Source organism: Streptomyces sp. NBC_01176, assembly GCF_045039825.1.
Classification (GTDB): domain Bacteria; phylum Actinomycetota; class Actinomycetes; order Streptomycetales; family Streptomycetaceae; genus Streptomyces.
Genome location: NZ_CP108600.1, coordinates 2,374,555 through 2,390,956, shown reverse-complemented (window position 1 = coordinate 2,390,956; position 16,402 = coordinate 2,374,555). Strand labels below are relative to the sequence as shown.

At 73.9% G+C, this 16,402-nt stretch carries 12 protein-coding genes and 1 pseudogene; 10 read left to right on the top strand and 3 right to left on the bottom strand.

Annotated features, from left to right (window positions below; all coding sequences use genetic code 11):
* Positions 1–51 precede the first annotated feature (51 nt).
* Positions 52–639, bottom strand: a pseudogene (locus OG199_RS10080) (phosphatase PAP2 family protein); the annotation flags it as partial.
* 226 nt (positions 640–865) lie between these two features.
* On the opposite strand from OG199_RS10080, the gene OG199_RS10075 reads away from it, so the two are divergent.
* The 6 genes from OG199_RS10075 (at position 866) to OG199_RS10050 (ending at position 9,040) form a co-directional block, all read left to right on the top strand.
* Entirely contained in the window at positions 866–2,485 is a 1,620-nt protein-coding gene (locus tag OG199_RS10075; protein WP_356809464.1) for an ATP-binding cassette domain-containing protein, read from the top strand.
* Between the two features lie 182 nt (positions 2,486–2,667).
* On the top strand, positions 2,668–2,904 hold the full coding sequence (locus OG199_RS10070; RefSeq protein ID WP_168530938.1) for a DUF6158 family protein: 237 nt from the start codon (positions 2,668–2,670) through the stop codon (positions 2,902–2,904).
* A gap of 711 nt (positions 2,905–3,615) precedes the next feature.
* Positions 3,616–4,410, top strand: coding sequence for an RNA polymerase sigma factor SigF (locus OG199_RS10065; protein WP_356809957.1), 795 nt, complete (start codon positions 3,616–3,618; stop codon positions 4,408–4,410).
* A gap of 1,391 nt (positions 4,411–5,801) precedes the next feature.
* Positions 5,802–6,503: a hypothetical protein gene (locus OG199_RS10060; protein WP_405829144.1), complete on the top strand. Its 702-nt coding sequence runs from the start codon at positions 5,802–5,804 to the stop codon at positions 6,501–6,503.
* A gap of 144 nt (positions 6,504–6,647) precedes the next feature.
* On the top strand, positions 6,648–7,895 hold the full coding sequence (locus OG199_RS10055) for an aminotransferase class I/II-fold pyridoxal phosphate-dependent enzyme (protein WP_405829142.1): 1,248 nt from the start codon (positions 6,648–6,650) through the stop codon (positions 7,893–7,895).
* Positions 7,892–9,040, top strand: coding sequence for an MBL fold metallo-hydrolase (locus OG199_RS10050; RefSeq protein ID WP_356802598.1), 1,149 nt, complete (start codon positions 7,892–7,894; stop codon positions 9,038–9,040). Before OG199_RS10055 ends, OG199_RS10050 begins: the two co-directional genes overlap by 4 nt.
* 78 nt (positions 9,041–9,118) lie before the next feature.
* On the opposite strand, the gene OG199_RS10045 is transcribed toward OG199_RS10050, so the two are convergent.
* Positions 9,119–9,829, bottom strand: coding sequence for a VTT domain-containing protein (locus OG199_RS10045; RefSeq protein WP_356802640.1), 711 nt, complete (start codon positions 9,827–9,829; stop codon positions 9,119–9,121).
* A 29-nt stretch (positions 9,830–9,858) separates the two neighbouring features.
* Complete coding sequence (locus OG199_RS10040; protein ID WP_401805882.1) at positions 9,859–10,632, bottom strand: MBL fold metallo-hydrolase; 774 nt, start codon at positions 10,630–10,632, stop codon at positions 9,859–9,861.
* Positions 10,633–10,716: 84 nt separating this feature from the next.
* Between OG199_RS10040 and OG199_RS10035 the strand changes: the two genes are divergently transcribed.
* The 4 genes from OG199_RS10035 to OG199_RS10020 all read left to right on the top strand — a co-directional run bounded on the left by OG199_RS10035 (position 10,717) and on the right by OG199_RS10020 (position 16,317).
* Positions 10,717–11,151, top strand: a complete 435-nt coding sequence (locus OG199_RS10035) for a hypothetical protein (protein ID WP_356802602.1) — start codon at positions 10,717–10,719, stop codon at positions 11,149–11,151.
* A 144-nt stretch (positions 11,152–11,295) separates the two neighbouring features.
* Positions 11,296–13,359: an alkaline phosphatase family protein gene (locus OG199_RS10030; RefSeq protein ID WP_405829139.1), complete on the top strand. Its 2,064-nt coding sequence runs from the start codon at positions 11,296–11,298 to the stop codon at positions 13,357–13,359.
* Positions 13,360–13,456: 97 nt separating this feature from the next.
* Positions 13,457–14,518 (top strand): ATP-binding protein, encoded by a 1,062-nt coding sequence (locus OG199_RS10025; RefSeq protein ID WP_402180373.1) that lies wholly within the window; start codon positions 13,457–13,459, stop codon positions 14,516–14,518.
* 62 nt (positions 14,519–14,580) lie between these two features.
* Positions 14,581–16,317: a DUF2201 family putative metallopeptidase gene (locus tag OG199_RS10020; protein WP_405834493.1), complete on the top strand. Its 1,737-nt coding sequence runs from the start codon at positions 14,581–14,583 to the stop codon at positions 16,315–16,317.
* Positions 16,318–16,402 lie beyond the last annotated feature (85 nt).

Sequence of the window (16,402 nt, the reverse complement as noted above, 5' to 3'; positions counted from 1 at the left end):
TGTCGAATGGTGAGACCTGCGTCTTGCCATATGGACGCGGCCCTTTCAGGGGCGGCCGTGTTTCGGGAGCAGGCCCCGTACGGCGTACGCGGCGGCCGCGCCCAGGGCCGCTCCCGCGAGGACGTCGCTCGGGAAGTGGGCGCCTGTGTAGACACGCGACAGGGCCACCGCGGTGGCGAGCGGCGCCACGGCGGCGCCCCAGCCGCGCGACTCCAGTGCCACACCCGTCGCGAAGGCGGCCGCCGACGCGGAGTGGCCCGACGGGAACGAGGTGGTGATCGGCTGGCGCTTGAGCCGGCGCGCCTGGGGAACCGGGGCGAGGGACGGGCGGGGGCGGCGCACCGTGCGTTTGCCGACCGTGTTGATCGTGGCGGAGGCGAGGCTCAGTGAGGCGAGACCCCTCGCCGCGGCACGGCGTGCGTGGGGGGTGCGGGTGGCGGCGAGGGCCGCGGCCGTGGCGAACCACAGCAGGCCGTGGTTCGCGCTGCGGCTCAGCTTCGGCAGGAGGCGGTCACCGCCGGGCCAGTGGCGGGAGGCGACGGCTTCGAAGAGGCGGGAGTCGGCCGTCAGGAAGCGGCTCCGGAGGGGGTGAGGTCCCGGGGGAGCGGTGGTGAGGTCGATGTCAGGCGTGGTGGTCATGGGGTGCGACTACCCGCGACGGGGCGTTTTCCGCCCTCGTGGCCCGCACCGCCCCCGCCGCCCCGGCCGGGCCACGGAGACCGGGAGGCGTGGGGTACCCCCGTGCGGGGCCGGGGGTGCGGATCCGGGCTTCGGCGGGTGTACGGGTGTACTGGACCTGTGCGGTGGCCCACCCTTCGGATATGGGTTTGCCGGGCGGCCCCGCCTCCACGGAGAATGCCTCACCATGGGACACCTCGAAGCCGCACATCTTGAGTACTACCTTCCCGACGGGAGGGCGCTGCTCGGCGACGTGTCGTTTCGGGTGGGGGAAGGGGCCGTCGTCGCCCTGGTCGGGCCCAACGGAGCGGGCAAGACCACGCTGCTGCGGCTGATCTCGGGGGAGCTGAAGCCGCACGGCGGGACCGTCACCGTCGGTGGCGGCCTCGGTGTGATGCGCCAGTTCGTCGGCTCGGTACGGGACGAGACGACCGTACGGGACCTGCTCGTGTCCGTGGCACCGCCCCGCATCCGGCAGGCCGCGAAGGCCGTCGACGCCGCCGAGCACGACCTCATGACCGTCGACGACGAGGCCTCCCAGCTCCGATACGCGCAGGCTCTGTCCGACTGGGCCGAGGTGCGTGGCTACGAGTCCGAGACGCTCTGGGACATGTGCACCACGGCCGCGCTGGGCGTCCCGTACGAGAAGGCGCAGTGGCGTCCGGTGCGGACGCTGTCCGGCGGTGAGCAGAAGCGGCTGGTGCTCGAAGCGCTGCTGCGCGGCACCGACGAGGTTCTGCTCCTCGACGAGCCGGACAACTATCTCGACGTACCGGGAAAGCGCTGGCTGGAGGAGCGGCTCAAGGAGACCCGCAAGACCGTTCTGTTCGTCTCCCACGACCGGGAGCTGCTGGCGCGCGCCGCCGAGAAGATCGTCAGCGTCGAGCCCAGCCCGACCGGTGCCGACGCCTGGGTGCACGGCGGCGGCTTCGCGACGTACCACGAGGCCCGCCAGGAGCGCTTCGCCCGCTTCGAGGAACTGCGCAGGCGCTGGGACGAGAAGCACGCCCAGCTGAAGAAGCTGGTGCTGAACCTGCGTCAGGCGGCGTCCATCAGCCATGAGTTGGCGTCCCGCTACCAGGCCGCGCAGACCCGGCTGAGGAAGTTCGAGGAGGCCGGCCCGCCGCCGGAGCCGCCGCGCGAGCAGGACATCCGGATGCGGCTGCACGGCGGACGGACCGGTGTGCGGGCGATCACCTGCCAGGGGCTCGAGCTCACCGGCCTGATGAACCCCTTCGACCTGGAGGTCTTCTACGGCGAGCGCGTCGCCGTACTCGGTTCCAACGGCTCCGGGAAGTCGCACTTCCTGCGCCTGCTCGCCGGGGACACCGTCGCGCACACCGGCGCCTGGAAGCTCGGCGCGCGGGTCGTCCCGGGGCACTTCGCGCAGACGCACGCTCACCCCGAACTGGAGGGCCGCACGCTCCTGGACATCCTGTGGAGCGAGCACTCCCAGGACCGCGGCGCCGCGATGTCCCGGCTGCGCCGCTACGAGCTGACCGCCCAGGCCGAGCAGCGGTTCGAGAAGCTCTCCGGCGGCCAGCAGGCCCGCTTCCAGATCCTTCTGCTGGAGCTGGAGGGCTCCACCGCCCTGCTGCTGGACGAGCCGACCGACAACCTCGACCTGGAGTCGGCGGAGGCACTCCAGGAGGGCCTGGAGGCCTACGAGGGGACGGTCCTCGCGGTCACCCACGACCGCTGGTTCGCCCGCTCCTTCGACCGCTACCTGGTCTTCGGCTCCGACGGCCGGATCCGGGAGACGGCGGAGCCGGTCTGGGACGAGCGACGCGTGGAGCGCGCCCGCTGAGGGCTGTCCGTCCGGCCCGGGGGCGCCCGTGGAATGCCCGGTTCCCCGGATGTTCGTAGAGTGGAGGGAGGACGGCGAGATCCATGGTTCCCTCCCGGACGTCGCCCGGGTGCCGCTCGCGGGAGTGTGTGCCCGGCGGGCACCCGGACCACGCCGCAGGACACGACGAGCGGGGTACCACCATGACCGGAGTCGACCCGGACCGGCTGGACGACCAGCAGCTGATGAGAGAGCTGGAGACGATCCACCGGACACGCCACGACACGCTGCTCCACGGCTCGAACGACGCGCTGCGGACCCACAACGTGCGCATGGCCCAGCTGGAGGGCGAGTACCTGCGCCGCCACCCGCGCCGTCCGGTCGCCCCGGGCCGGACACGCGACGGGGCCCGGGACCGGGTCTTCGGAGGAGCCGTCTGAAGGCTCCGGTGGCGTCGGAATGGCCGACGTGCCGGGCGACGCCGGGTTCCCGGCTGAGCCGGGCGGCGGTGCGGCCGGAACCGATGCGCCTGACGCGTCCCTCCTCCCCACCGGTCGCGGCCGCGTCCTGCCGCGCCGGGGACCGCCGTCTTCGACCACGCCCCCACGGCCGCGTCCGGCCTCGCCCGACACGACCGGCCCTGCCACCGACCGGCACGCGGTCGCTCCGCTTCCATGGCGGGGGCCCGGTCGCTCCCCTCGCACCCGCGACCGGACCCCCGCCGCTCCGGCGCCGTCGCTGACACCGGCGCCGAGTCCGGCCACCCCACGCGGTCGACACGGCTGACGCCGGCGAGCGCCGAGCCGGGGATCCCGGACACCGCGAGGTCCCCGAGACCGACCACCCGCGCGGCCGACCGCGCGTCCCGCACGGATCGGCCAGGGCCGTGGGTTCGCGGCCGCCGGGGACGCGGGTGCATCAGCAGTACCCCCGAGACCGCGGTCCATGCCCGACGGGCGAGTGCCAACCCGCTTGGCGTGTCAGGGGTTTGTCCCGACTGCGCAGGGGCAGGCGGAATTTCAGTGCTTCGGACAGGAGGCACGTCCGTGGGAGCCGTCAGGTTCTCGCCACGGGTGTGCCTGTCCGGCGCACCCCGCGCTCCCACGGTGACCGTCCAACCCAAGGCACTTACAAGGGAGTTGCGACGCACTATGGGAAACCAAGTGAGCGCGAAACGCCACCCGCACGACGACGCCCCCGACACCACGGAGGCGTTCCGCAGGCTTGCCGCGCTCCCCGCGGGGCGAGCGCGCGACGCCCTCCGTGAGGAGATCGTCGAGGCCTGGCTGCCCATGGCCGACCGGCTCGCGGGCCGTTTCCGCAACCGTGGCGAGAACCTGGAGGATCTGCGGCAGGTGGCGGCGCTCGGCCTGGTCAAGGCCGTCGACCGGTACGACCCCGAACTCGGGAACGCCTTCGAGAGCTACGCCGTGCCGACCGTGACCGGTGAGATCAAGCGCCACTTCCGCGACCACATGTGGACCGTCCATGTGCCGCGACGTGTCCAGGACCTGCGCAACCGTGTGCGGTTCGCCCAGCAGGAACTGTCGGGGACCGTCTCGGGCCACGGGCCCACCGTCGCCGAGATCGCCGCGCACGCCCGGATGAGCGAGGAGGACGTCCAGGCCGGTCTGGAGGCACTGGAGAGCTTCAGCGCGCTCTCCCTCGACGCCGAGCTCCGGGGCAGTGACGACGGGTACTCCCTCAGCGACGCCCTCGGCTCGGCCGACCCCGCCCTCGACGTCGTGATCGACCGCGAGGCCGTCAAGCCCCGGCTGCGGGCTCTGCCCGAGCGCGAACGCACCATCCTCTACATGCGGTTCTTCGGCGACATGACCCAGAGCAGCATCGCCGAGCAGCTCGGCATCTCGCAGATGCACGTCTCCCGGCTGATCAGCCGTTGCTGTGCGCGGCTGCGGAACCAGGTCCTGCGCGACGCGGCCTAGCCGGTGCGCCGGGCGCGGCCCGTCCGGACGGGCCGCGTGGAGGCGCGGGTGGGTACGGCCCGGCACACGGATTCCCCCGTGCCCGGCAGACGGGTCGTCAGGGTGCGTCACGTACTGCGCCGCATCTCACAGGGGAGCCGGCGCAGACTGGCCGACGTGGCCTCGGCCGTCGTGGACAGGCGTGGTCGCGGTCTTGAGCGGGAGAGGTACTTCCTCTCGAACTGACGGACGCTTCGCCGCTGTCACCCGCTCGGGTGCCCCCGTCCCGCGAATGGTGCCCGGCCGCGCGCGCCCCGGGGCCGGGCGGGCTGTGATGGGCTCGGGGAGCACGACGGCCGTGCCCCTTCAGACGGAGTCCTTCCGAAGGAGCCCAGCCGATGCGCCGTACCGCCCGTGTGCTGTCCGCCACCGCCCTGGCCTGTACCGCGCTGGGCGCGACCGCCTCGGCCGCGTTCGCGGATCCGGCCGCCCAGGTCGTGCCGCGCTCCGTGAGACCCGGAGAGCGGGTCACCGTCTCCGTCTCCTGCGACGCGACGGCCGGTGCACCACCCGAGTTCGTCGACGCCCGCACCAACGGCTTCGAGGGGAGGGAGGTCCGGCTGCGCCGGGTGAGCGGCGGCGCGGACGCGAAGGCCGTCGTCTACCGCGGCACGGTCCGCGTTCCGTCCGGTGCTTCGTCGCGCGGCGGTTCCGGCGCCGCGGGCCACGCGGCGCGTCCCGGCGCCGAACGCGGGGTCGGCGAGCGGGCCGTCGAGGGTGTGTGTCCCGTCGCGCCGGGCGGCCACGCGAGACCGTGGAAGGCCTCGTACAGCGTGGCCCGCGACGCCCCCGACACCGCGCACGGCCCTTCTCGGGAGGTCCGGCGTAAGGCCACGGTGAGTTCTCCGGAAGCGGGACGTGAGGCCCCGGTGGCTTCTCCGGAGGTCCGACATGAGGCCCCGGGGGCTTCTCCGGAGGTCCGGCGTAAGGCCACGGTGAGTTCTCCGGAGGTCCGGCATGAGACCCCGGCGGCTTCTCCGGGGGCGCGGCGTGAGGCCCCGGTGGCTTCTCCGGAGGTCCGGCATGAGGCCCCGGCGGCTTCTCCGGAGGTCCGGCGTAAGGCCACGGTGAGTTCTCCGGAAGCGGGACGTGGGGCGCGTAAGGCCCCGGTGGCTTCTCCGGAGGTCCCGCGTGAAGCCCCGGTCACTCCCCGGGAATCTCCGCGCGACGTCCCGGGCACCGCTGGGAGCGCCGTCGGTGAGGTTGCTCCGCAGGGTGTTTCCGCGGGGACGGCTCGGGATACTGCCCCGGTCGTTCGCGGGGACGCGGCCGGTGAGGGTGCGTCGGCCGTTCCCCGGCAGGCTCCGGGCGAGGTGCCGGGTACTCCTGGAAGCGCCGCTGTCGGTGAAGGGGTGCCGCAGGGTGTTTCCGCGGGGACGGCTCGGGACACCGCTCCGGTCGTTCGCGGGGACGCGGCCGGTGAGGGTGCGTCGGCCGTTCCCCCGCAGGCTCCGGGCGACGTCCCGGTCGTCCCTGGGAGCGCCGCGGGCGAGAGTGTCCAGGACGTACCTCCGGGCGTCGCACGCGACAGCGCCCCGGTCCTTCCCGAGAGCGCGGCCGGTGAGGGCGTCCAGGGTGTCCCTCCGGGAACGGCACGCGACACCGCCCCGGTCGCCCCTCAGGACGCGGCACCCGGGGACGACCAGGACGTACCCGCGGACACCCCTCGCGAGGGCGGTCAGGACGTACCCGCGGGTACCGCACGCGAGGGCGGTCAGGACGTTCCGCCGGGTACCGCTCGTGAAGGCGGCCAGGACGTTCCTGGTGGCGGGGGACGCGACAACGCCCCCGGTACCTCCCAGACGGCCCCTCACGACAGCGCTCCGAACTCCCCGAACGGCGCGGGGCGCGACACCCCGCAGGAGGCCGGTCGCGACGGTGAGGGCGACACGGCGGACCGACCCACGGGCGCCCAGCACGGCGTGGAGGCCGGTGAGGGCGGCGCCTTCACCGAGTCCGTTCCGGCCCTGATCGCCGGAGCACTGCTCATCGCGGGCGCCCTGGGCGCGGCCGCCCACCGACTGTGCCGCGAGCGCCTCTCCGCCCGCCGCTGACGATGTGACGGGCGCAACCCGGCGGCCGCCCATGGCGGCACCGAAGCGTGGGTACGGAGTCACCGGAGCGGATCACGCACGGCGGACCGTACGACAGGGGCGGCGGAGACAGGGCACGGCATCACGGACTGCGCGGAGGCACGGATGCGGCGGACGGTTCCGGAAGGGCACGGTCCGGTCCGCTACGGCCCGCCGCTCCCCGATCAGGGCCTACCGGTGCTGCCGGAACTGCGCGCCGTCCTCGCCGCCGCCGCGGACCACACCGAGGCGGAGCCCCCCGGAGGCGGCCCGGAGCTCCTCGACGCCGCCCGCGGCTACTGGAACCGGCGCGGCCTGGCCGCCGCACGCGATCGGGTGGCCGCCGCCCCCGGCGCCCCCGCGCTGCTCCTCGCCCTGACCGGCGCGCTCGGCGGTGACGTCCTGTTGCCGAGGCCGTGCGCCGCCTGGTGGGCGCCGCAGGCACGGCTGTTGGGCCGATCCGTGTTCCATGTGGCGACGCCCGCCGAGTGCGGGGGTCTGCCGGACCCGTACGCGCTGCTGGAGACGGTCCGCAGGGTCCGTGCCGAGGGCGGCGATCCACGGCTGCTCGTCCTCTCCGTCGCCGACGACCCCACGGCCACCGTCGCGCCGCCCGAGGTGGTCCACGAGACCGTCGAGGCCGCGGTGGCCGAGGGACTGCACGTGGTCAGCGACGAGACCTGGCGCGACACCCTGCACAGGCCGCAGGACACCGTGCTGCTCAGCCCCGCCGAGATGCTCCCCGAAGAGGTCACCGTCATCGCGGACCTCTCCGGGGCCTACCTGCCGCAGGGCTGGCCCGCCGCCGTGGCCCGCTTCCCGCTCACCGACGCGGGCGTCCGGCTGCGCGCCCGCGTCCTCGACGTGCTCACCGTGCTCGGCGCCCGCGTCGCCCGGCCGGTCGCCGTCGCGGCCTCGTACGCGCTCGACGAGCCGGACGCGGTCACCAAAAGACTCACGGCGGCCGTACGTCTGCACGCCTGCGCGGCCGACGCCGTGCACCGCGCGGTGACCGCCGCGGGTGCCCTCGCACGGCCACCGCGGGCCGGCAGACACCTGTACGTGGACCTCGGCCCGCTGCGCGCCGCGCTCACCGCGCACGGCGTCGGCGACGCGCAGGAACTGGAGGACTTCCTCACCGCCCGGCTCGGCATGCCCGCGCCCGGCGGCCACCGCTTCGGGGACGACATCGGAGCGCTGCGGGTGCGGCTCGGGACCGGACCGCTGTTCGGCACGAGCGACGAGGAGCGGGCGCAATGCCTCAGTTCACCCTCGCCGTTGGAACTGCCACATGTGCAACGTGCGTTGACCCTCTTGGGGTCGGCCTTCGACGATCTCCGCGACGACGCTCAGCGATGGGAGCCTCTTCGATGACGCAGCAGTCCCAGTCGACCACGAGCACCGACACCAGCGCACCCGACACCGACGAGCCGGCGCCCACCCCGGCTCCGGCGGCGCGTTCCTCGCCCGCCGCCCCACCGGCGCTCCCTCCCGAAACCCCGGCAGCGCACCTTCCCGCCGGCCCACCCGTCCGGCCGCTCCGCCCCGCCGTCCCGCTCGCCGAGCCCCGACCGCTCGGCGAGCGGCGTGTCTGGCCGAGGTCGTTCGTCGACCGGCTGACCGCGCCGCTGCCGGGGCTGCGGGCCTTCGCCCGGTTCGCCCGGGAGGGCGCGCTGCGCCCCCGGCCCGAGGGGCTCGCCGACATCCCCTCACTGCCCTTCGAACCGGGACCGCTGCCCCGGGTGGGCACGCGCACCGTCGCCGTCTCCTGGGCGGGGCACGCGAGTTGGGTGATCCGCATAGGTGGGCTCACCGTCCTCACCGACCCGGTCTGGTCCCGCAGGATCCTCGGCACCCCGGCCCGGATCACCCCCGTCGGCGTGGCCTGGAGCGCGCTGCCGCGCGTCGACGCGGTCGTCATCAGCCACAACCACTACGACCATCTGGACGCCCCGACCCTGAGCCGTCTCCCGCGCCACACACCGGTGTTCGTGCCGGCCGGACTCGGACGCTGGTTCCGGCGCCGCCGGTTCACCCGTGTCACCGAGCTGGACTGGTGGGAGGCGGCCGAACTCGGCGGTGTGCGCTTCGACTTCGTCCCCGCCCACCACTGGTCCAAGCGTGGGCTCACCGACACCTGCCGGACCCTGTGGGGTGGTTGGGTCCTGACGGAGCCCGGGGGACAACGGGTGTACTTCGCGGGGGACACGGGGTACGGCCACTGGTTCGAGCACATCGGCAGGCGGTATCCGGGCATCGACCTCGCGCTGCTGCCCATCGGCGCGTACGAGCCCCGGTGGTGGCTCAGCGACGTCCACTGCGATCCGGAGGAGGCCGTCAGGGCCGCCGCCGACCTCGGCGCCCGCCGGATGGCGCCCATGCACTGGGGGACGTTCGTGCTCTCGGCGGAGCCGGTGCTGGAGCCTCTGACCAGGGTGCGGGCGGCCTGGGAGCGGGCGGGACTCGAGCGGGCGGACCTGTGGGATCTGCCGGTGGGGGGTTCCCGAGTACTCGGGTGAGGGCGGCGAGGTGAGAGCAGGGGGCGACGGTGCCCGGACGAGGGCGACGGCGAGGAAGGAGTGCTCGGGTGCGGGCCGTCAGCCGTTGCCCGGATCGCCCGCGGGGTTCTCCGTACCCCTGCCGGGGCGCTCGCGCGGCTCCGTCCCGCGCACCCGCCGCCACAGACCCGGCGCCAGGCTGAGAGCCACCGTCAGGACGACCGCCGCCACCACTCCCTCCCACGGTTCGTCGAAGAGGGATCCGCCGAGTATGCCGATGACCTGGTAGGTGGCCGCCCAGGCCAGGCACGCGGGTATGTCGCCGCGGGCGAAGGCGCGCAGCGGCATCTTCGCCAGCAGGCAGGCCAGCATCACCGGTATGCGGCCGGCCGGGACCAGCCGGGACAGCACGAGGACGGTGGCGCCGTGGTCGCTCAGCTTCTCCTGGGCCTGGGCGAGACGTTCCTCGGGGGCGCGGACCCGGATCGCCTCCAGCCAGCGCGAACCGTTCCTGGACCTCATGCCGCGCCGGCCGAGCCAGTACAGCGCCACGTCACCGAGGAACGCGGCGAGGGAGGCCACCGCGAACACCAGCAGCAGCGCGAACGGCGTCGTCTGGTGGAAGGCCACCACGGCCGCCGAACTCACCAGCGCGCCCGTCGGCACCACCGGCACCAGCGCGCCGATCAGCACCAGCAGGAACAGCGACGGATAGCCGATCGCCTGCTGTGTGGTCTCCGGTGTGACGGCCGCGCCCGTGGCGGCCAGGAACACCGCCGCGGCGCTGTTCCTCGCGGACAGGAACAGCATCGGGGTGGTGCCCGCGGCGGACAGCGATATCACCGCGCGACCTCCGGCCGCACGCTCTGGCCGTGGTCGAGCCGGTGCACCGCCACCTCGGGCGCGGACTCGGCGGCCAGGCGCACGAACTCCTCACCCGGCGCATGGAATTCATGGGGGCGCACACCGTCCATGCCGATCGGCCAGAAGGTGCCGTAGTGCACCGGCACAGCGCTGCGCGGCATCAGACGGGCCAGCGCCTGCGCCGCCCGCCCCGCGTCCAGATGCCCCTCCCCGAGGAAGGGCCCCCAGCCGCCGACCGGCAGCAGCGCCACATCGACCGGTCCGACCTCCTCTGCCATCGAGTCGAACAGCCCGGTGTCCCCGGCGAAATACGTCCGCGCCTCGCCCTCGACCACGAAACCCAGCGCGGGCGAGCGGTGCGGTCCGACCGGCAGCCGTCGCCCGTCGTGCCGCGCCGACACGGTACGTATCACCAGGTCACCGACCTGGATCCGATCCCCGGGCGCCACTTCGGTGAGCCGCAGATGGTCCAGTCCGCGCAGCGCGGGCACGGCGCGGCTCGCCCCTTCGGGGACCAGCAACAGCGTGCCCGGCGCGAGCCGCCGCAGCGAGGGCACGTGCAGATGGTCGGCGTGCAGATGCGAGACCAGCGCCACCTCCGCGGCCGCCGCCTCGGGAGGGGGCGGCGCCCCGCGCCTGCGCCGCAGATGCGCGAGCCGGCGCGCGAAGAGCGGATCCGTGAGGACGCGTGTACCGGAGTCCTCCAGCGTGCAGGTGGCGTGCCCCCACCAGGTGATCTCCACCGGCACCTCTTTGCCTCCTTCGCGCGACTCCCCCCGAGCCTACGGGCAGGAGTAGGGTCGGCGGCGAAACCCGGAGGTGAGGGGGACGCCATGGGAAACGCGCGCAGTGCCTCCGCCGTGCCGACCACGGTGCGCGTCACGGCCATCGCGAGCCTGACGCCCCTGGAGGAGCTCGAAGCGGACCCCTTCCTCGTCGACTCCCGCAGCCAGCACGCGATGTGCGCCCGCTGGGCCGCCGAGCGCGGCTACGTCGTCACCCGGGAGCTTCTCGTCCGGGGACTGCGGCCCGACCACCGCACCCTGTGGACCGATGTCGAGGCGGGCCTCGTCGACCTGTTCGTCGCACCGAGCCACCGTGTCCTGGAGCGCGCCCTCGCCTCCGTCGACGAGTTCACCGCCGAGTGCGCCCGGCGGGGCGTCCGGATCGAGACGGTGGGCAGCGCGGAACCCGCGTACGACGCCCAGATGAAGGCCCGGGTCCACCGCCGGCTGTCGATGCCGACCGCGGGGTACGACGGCCGCTGACCGGCGTACGACGGTCGCTGACCGGCGCTCGTGACGGGACCGCGATCCTGGGGACGGGCACATCCGGCCGTGTCCGCCCGTTGTGACAGGGTGGGAGCAGGCCTCGCGGACCGGGCGGGCCCGGGACGTGAGGTGGGACAGGGCGTGGGTGGCGGACAGTGGCGACGGGTCCTCAGCGGGGTCTGGCGGAGCATCGCGGTGTGGGCGGTGTCCACGGTCACGATGCTGGTGCTGGCCGGCGCGCTGCCCGACTTCCAGCTGCAGTCCGACAACGGGGACAGCGCCACCCGCATCGCCGTCACGGCGGCGGCCGGCGCGGGTGTCTTCGGTCTGCTGTCGTCGCTGGTGTGGCCGCTGCTCGTGCGGGCCCTGCTGCTCGTGCCCGCGCTGATACTCGGTCTGCTCGTCTTCTTCCTCAACGGATCGCTGCTGCTGCTCGCCCTGCGCATCAACCCCTCAGGACAGGGTGAGGCCGCGCCGGAGACCGCCGTGGTCGTCGCCGCCGTGATGTCCGCGGTCGCCTCCGCCACGGGGGGCGCGCTCGCCGTCCGGGACGACGACGCCTACCGGCGCAGGCTCTACCGGCTCGCGGCCCGCCGCCGGAGCCGCTCCGGCGGCCACCTCGGGACGTCGACCCCCGGCATCGTCTTCGTCCAGCTCGACGGCGTGGGCCACGACGTGCTGGAGGAGGCGACGCGCAAGGGACTCATGCCGGCCCTCGCGCGGTGGCTCGGCACCACCCACCGGCTCACCCCCTGGCGCACCGACTGGTCGAGCCAGACCGGCGCCAGCCAGCTCGGCATCCTGCACGGCAGCAATCACGACATACCGGCCTTCAGGTGGTACGAGAAGGAGAGCCACGAGGTCATGGTCTGCAACCGGCCCAGCAGCGCCGCCGAACTCCAGCGCCGGGCCATCGGGTACACCGGCGACGGGGGACTGCTCACGGTCGACGGAGCCAGCCGCGGCAACCTCTTCAGCGGCGGTGCGGACGAACTGGCCCTCGTGCTGTCCATGGCCGCGCGCAGAGGGCGGGACAACCGTTCCCGCTCGGGCTACTTCGCGTACTTCTCCGACCCCGCCAACGCCGTCCGTACGGCGCTGTCCTTCGTCGCCGAGGTGCTCCGCGAGATGGGCCAGTCCACCCGCGCCCGGTTGCAGAAGCGGCGCCCGCGGGTCGGGCGCGGCGGCCTGTACCCCTTCGTCCGCGCCTTCGCGACCGTCGTCGAACGGGACGTCGTCGTCGCCGCGGTGATCGGCGACATGCTCGCCGGGCGCAACGCGGTCTACGCGGACCTGGTGGCGTACGACGAGGTGGCGCACCACTCCGGGCCGCGCGGCCGGGACACGGAGAAGGTCCTTCAGCGCCTCGACCGCTCGCTCGCGCTGATCGAGAAGGTCGCCGAACACGCCCCCCGGCCCTACCGGATCGTCGTGCTGTCGGACCACGGGCAGAGCCCCGGCGAGACCTTCCTGACCCGCTACGGCCTCAGCCTCGGCAATCTGGTCCGGGCCGGCTGCGGGCTGCCCGTGCCGCGCCGGGCACGGGGTACGCACAGCGGCGCCGAGGCACGGGCGGCGGTCCGGGCCGCGCTGCGCCGACCCGTCGAGGAGGGCGGCGAGCGCCACCGCCCCTCGCGCCGCTCCGAGCCCGTCGTACTGGCCTCCGGAAACCTCGGCCTCGTGTCCTTCCCGGACGTAGCGCACCGGATGAGCCGCGAGGAGATCGACCGCCGCCACCCCGCGCTGCTGTCCACGCTCGCCAACCACCCAGGCGTCGGCTTCCTGCTGGTGCGCAGCGAGGAGCACGGCGGGCTGGTGCTCGGCGCGCACGGCGCGGAGGCGCCCGTCGACACGCTCGACGACGAACACCCGGGCCCGCTCGCCGACTTCGGCCCCGGCGCCGCCGACGCCGTACGCCGCACCCACACGTTCCCGCACACGGCCGACATCATGGTCAACTCCTGGTACGACCCCGAGGAGGGCGAGGTGCTCGCCTTCGAGGAGCAGATCGGCTCGCACGGCGGACTCGGCGGCGCCCAGGGGCATCCCTTCCTGATGTCGCCGCTCGACCTGTCCGAGCCGGTCGACGACGGCGCCGGCCTGGTGGGCGCGGAGCGGGTGCACCGCGTGCTGCGCGGCTGGCTGCGCGAGTGCGACGGACCCCAGGTGCCGCTGCCGGCGGCCGAGAGCGAGCGCGCCGCCTGAAAATGGGCTGCGGTGAAAGGACTCGTGCGCACACACTGGTCGTTCCGGACACCGCGCGGTCGCGCGCTCCACTCCCACACCTCCCAGGAGTCCGTGCGTGCACGCAGCCGTCACCGTCACCCCCGCCCGCCTGCCGGAGCTGCTGCTCGGTCTCGCCACCGTGCGGCCCGTCTTCATCTGGGGCGCGCCCGGCATCGGAAAGTCCTCGCTGGTGCGGGAGTTCGCCGAATCGCTGGGACTGGAGTGCGTGAGCCTGCTCGGCACCCAGCTCGCCCCGGAGGACCTCATCGGTGTCCCGCAGATCCGTGACGGACGGTCCGTCTTCTGCCCGCCGGAGGCGATCGCCCGCGACGAGCCCTACTGCCTGTTCCTGGACGAGCTGAACGCGGCGACACCCGACGTCCAGAAGGCCTTCTACTCGCTGATCCTGGACCGCCGCATCGGCACTTACGAACTGCCCGCCGGGTCGATCGTCATCGGGGCGGGCAACCGCGCGACCGACAACGCGCTGGCCCGCCCGATCGCCTCCGCGCTCGTCAACCGCCTCGCCCATGTGCACCTGGAGGCCTCGCCGAAGGACTGGCTGGTCTGGGCCGCGGGCAACGGCATCCACCCCTGGGTCCTGGACCACCTCACCGACCGTCCCGACCACCTGTGGTCCAAGCCGCCCAAGACGGAGGAGCCCTTCTCCACGCCCCGCTCCTGGCACATGCTCTCCGACGCGCTGCACTCCTTCGGTCCCGCCCTCGACGAGACCACCCTGGCCGTGATCGCGCACGGCACGCTGACACCCGCGCACGCGGTCGCCTTCAGCGGCTACGTCAAGATCGTGCGCAGCCGGTTCGGCATCGAGGCCGTCCTCAAGGGCGACGCCCGCTGGCCGCACCGCCCGGAGGACCGCGACCTGCTCTACTACCTCGCCGAGTCCTTCCGCGGACGTCTGGTCAAGGAGCTGCCCGCGAGCAAGGACCACCTCTCGGCGGCCGCACAGCAGACCGCGTTCCGCGCCAAGTCGCTGCTCGTGCAGCTCGCCGAGATCTCCGTGGAGGTGGCGCAGAGCGTCATCTCCCCGGACACCGACGGCAATCCCGTACTGCCCGCGTGGTTCCTGGTCGAGGCCGCCCGGGACATGCCCCGGCTGGTGGAGGCCCGCCGGTGAGCCGCGGGCGCGGCCGGGACCGGCCCAAGAAGGACCTGGCGGCGGAGGCGTTCGCGGAGGGCATGCGCCTGGTCCGGGCCAACCGCGCGCTCGCCGCCATCGGGTTCAGCACCTGCCGCCAGGAGGACTGCGCCGCGTCGCCCCGCGAGGGCCTCGTCCGTGTCGACTCCGACGGCGTGCTGCACGTCCACCCCACCCGCCGGGCCGAACCCGCCGAGTGGGCCTGGGCGGTCGCGCACGGCGTCATCCACCTCGGCTTCGGCCACGTCCCCGCGGCGACGGGCCCGCGCGAGCAGCCCGACCGCCACGACCTCGCCGCCCGCTGCGCCGTGGTCAACCGCTTCCTGCTCGGCTTCCCGGTCGGCAGCACCCCCGAGGACCTGCCGCCGTCGTACCCCGGCGGCGACGAGGAGCAGCTCGCCGCCCGCTGGCGCCGCGACGGGATCCCGGCCGCGTACGACCGCTGCGGTACGGCCGGCTCCGACCCGGACCAGCTGCTGGTGCCCTGGGACACCTGGAAGGGCGGCACCGCGCCGGACTGGCAGCTCGCCTTCGCGCACGCCCTGACCCGCACCGTGGCCACGGCGATGGACGTGGCGGGCGGCCGTCGTTCCTCGATGCGCGGCGGACCCACCCGGCTGCAGCCCTGGGAGCGGGCGCTGAGCTGGTTCATCTCCTCCTACCCGCTGCTCGGCGGCATCGCGGCCGGCATCACCCTGGTCGCCGACGCCGAACTCGCGCGCGCCCACGACATCTCTGTCGCCGCGGTCGACGCCGAGGCGGGCGAGATCTACATCAACCCGCTGCGTGAACTCGACGACGAGGAATGGCGGTTCGTCCTCGCCCACGAGATGCTGCACGCGGCCCTGCGCCACGGCGACCGGTGCGGCACCCGCGACCCGTACCTCTTCAACGTCGCCTGCGACTACGTCGTCAACGGCTGGCTGTCCGCGATGCAGGTCGGCACGATGCCCGACGGGCTGCTGTACGACGCGCAGTTGACGGACCTGTCGGCGGAGGAGGTCTACGACCGGATCGCGAACGACCTGCGCCGGATGCGCCGACTGTCCACCCTGCGCGGCAGGGGCTCCGCCGACATCCTCGGCGGCCCGATCGGCTCGCCGCGCGACTACGTCGACCTCGACGAGCTGTACCGCCGCGGGCTGGCCCGGGGCCTCGACCTGCACCAGCACCAGGAGCGTGGCTTCCTGCCGGGTGGTCTCGTGGAGGAGATCCGCGCGCTCAGCCATCCGCCGCTGCCCTGGGACGCCCGACTTGCCCGCTGGTTCGACGAGTTCGTGCCGCGCCCCGAGCCCGTACGGACGTACGCGCGGCCGGCGCGGCGGCAGGCCTCGACCCCCGACATCCCCCGCGCCGGACGGTACTTCCCGCCCGAGGAGATCGCCCGCTGCACCTTCGGTGTCGTCCTCGACACCTCCGGATCCATGGACCGCACGCTGCTCGGCAAGGCGCTGGGCGCGATCGCCTCGTACGCCGAGGCGCGTGACGTACCCGCCGCGCGCGTCGTGTTCTGCGACGCCGCGCCGCACGACGCGGGCTATCTGCCGGTCACCGAGATCGCCGGACGGGTGCGGGTGCACGGCCGCGGCGGTACCGTGCTGCAGCCCGGCATCGACCTGCTGCACCGCGCCGACGACTTCCCGCCCGGGGCGCCCGTGCTGGTCATCACGGACGGCTGGTGCGACGTGCTGCGAGTGCGGCGCGAGCACGCGTATCTGATCCCGGACGGCGCGCGGCTCCCGTTCACGGCGCGCGGGCCGGTCTTCCGCGTGCGGTGAGCTGTCATTCTGGGTGAGCGGCGTGCGGGTGTGATCGGATGGTGCGTACGGTCCCGGAACACGGGACCCACCGCCCCATCGAAGG

Coding starts and splice junctions, on each gene's coding strand:
- OG199_RS10075 (WP_356809464.1), top strand. CDS start 866: ATGGGACACCTCGAAGCCGCACATCTTGAGTACTACCTTCCCGACGGG.
- OG199_RS10070 (WP_168530938.1), top strand. CDS start 2,668: ATGACCGGAGTCGACCCGGACCGGCTGGACGACCAGCAGCTGATGAGA.
- OG199_RS10065 (WP_356809957.1), top strand. CDS start 3,616: ATGGGAAACCAAGTGAGCGCGAAACGCCACCCGCACGACGACGCCCCC.
- OG199_RS10055 (WP_405829142.1), top strand. CDS start 6,648: ATGCGGCGGACGGTTCCGGAAGGGCACGGTCCGGTCCGCTACGGCCCG.
- OG199_RS10050 (WP_356802598.1), top strand. CDS start 7,892: ATGACGCAGCAGTCCCAGTCGACCACGAGCACCGACACCAGCGCACCC.
- OG199_RS10045 (WP_356802640.1), bottom strand. CDS start 9,829: ATGCTGTTCCTGTCCGCGAGGAACAGCGCCGCGGCGGTGTTCCTGGCC.
- OG199_RS10035 (WP_356802602.1), top strand. CDS start 10,717: ATGGGAAACGCGCGCAGTGCCTCCGCCGTGCCGACCACGGTGCGCGTC.
- OG199_RS10020 (WP_405834493.1), top strand. CDS start 14,581: ATGCGCCTGGTCCGGGCCAACCGCGCGCTCGCCGCCATCGGGTTCAGC.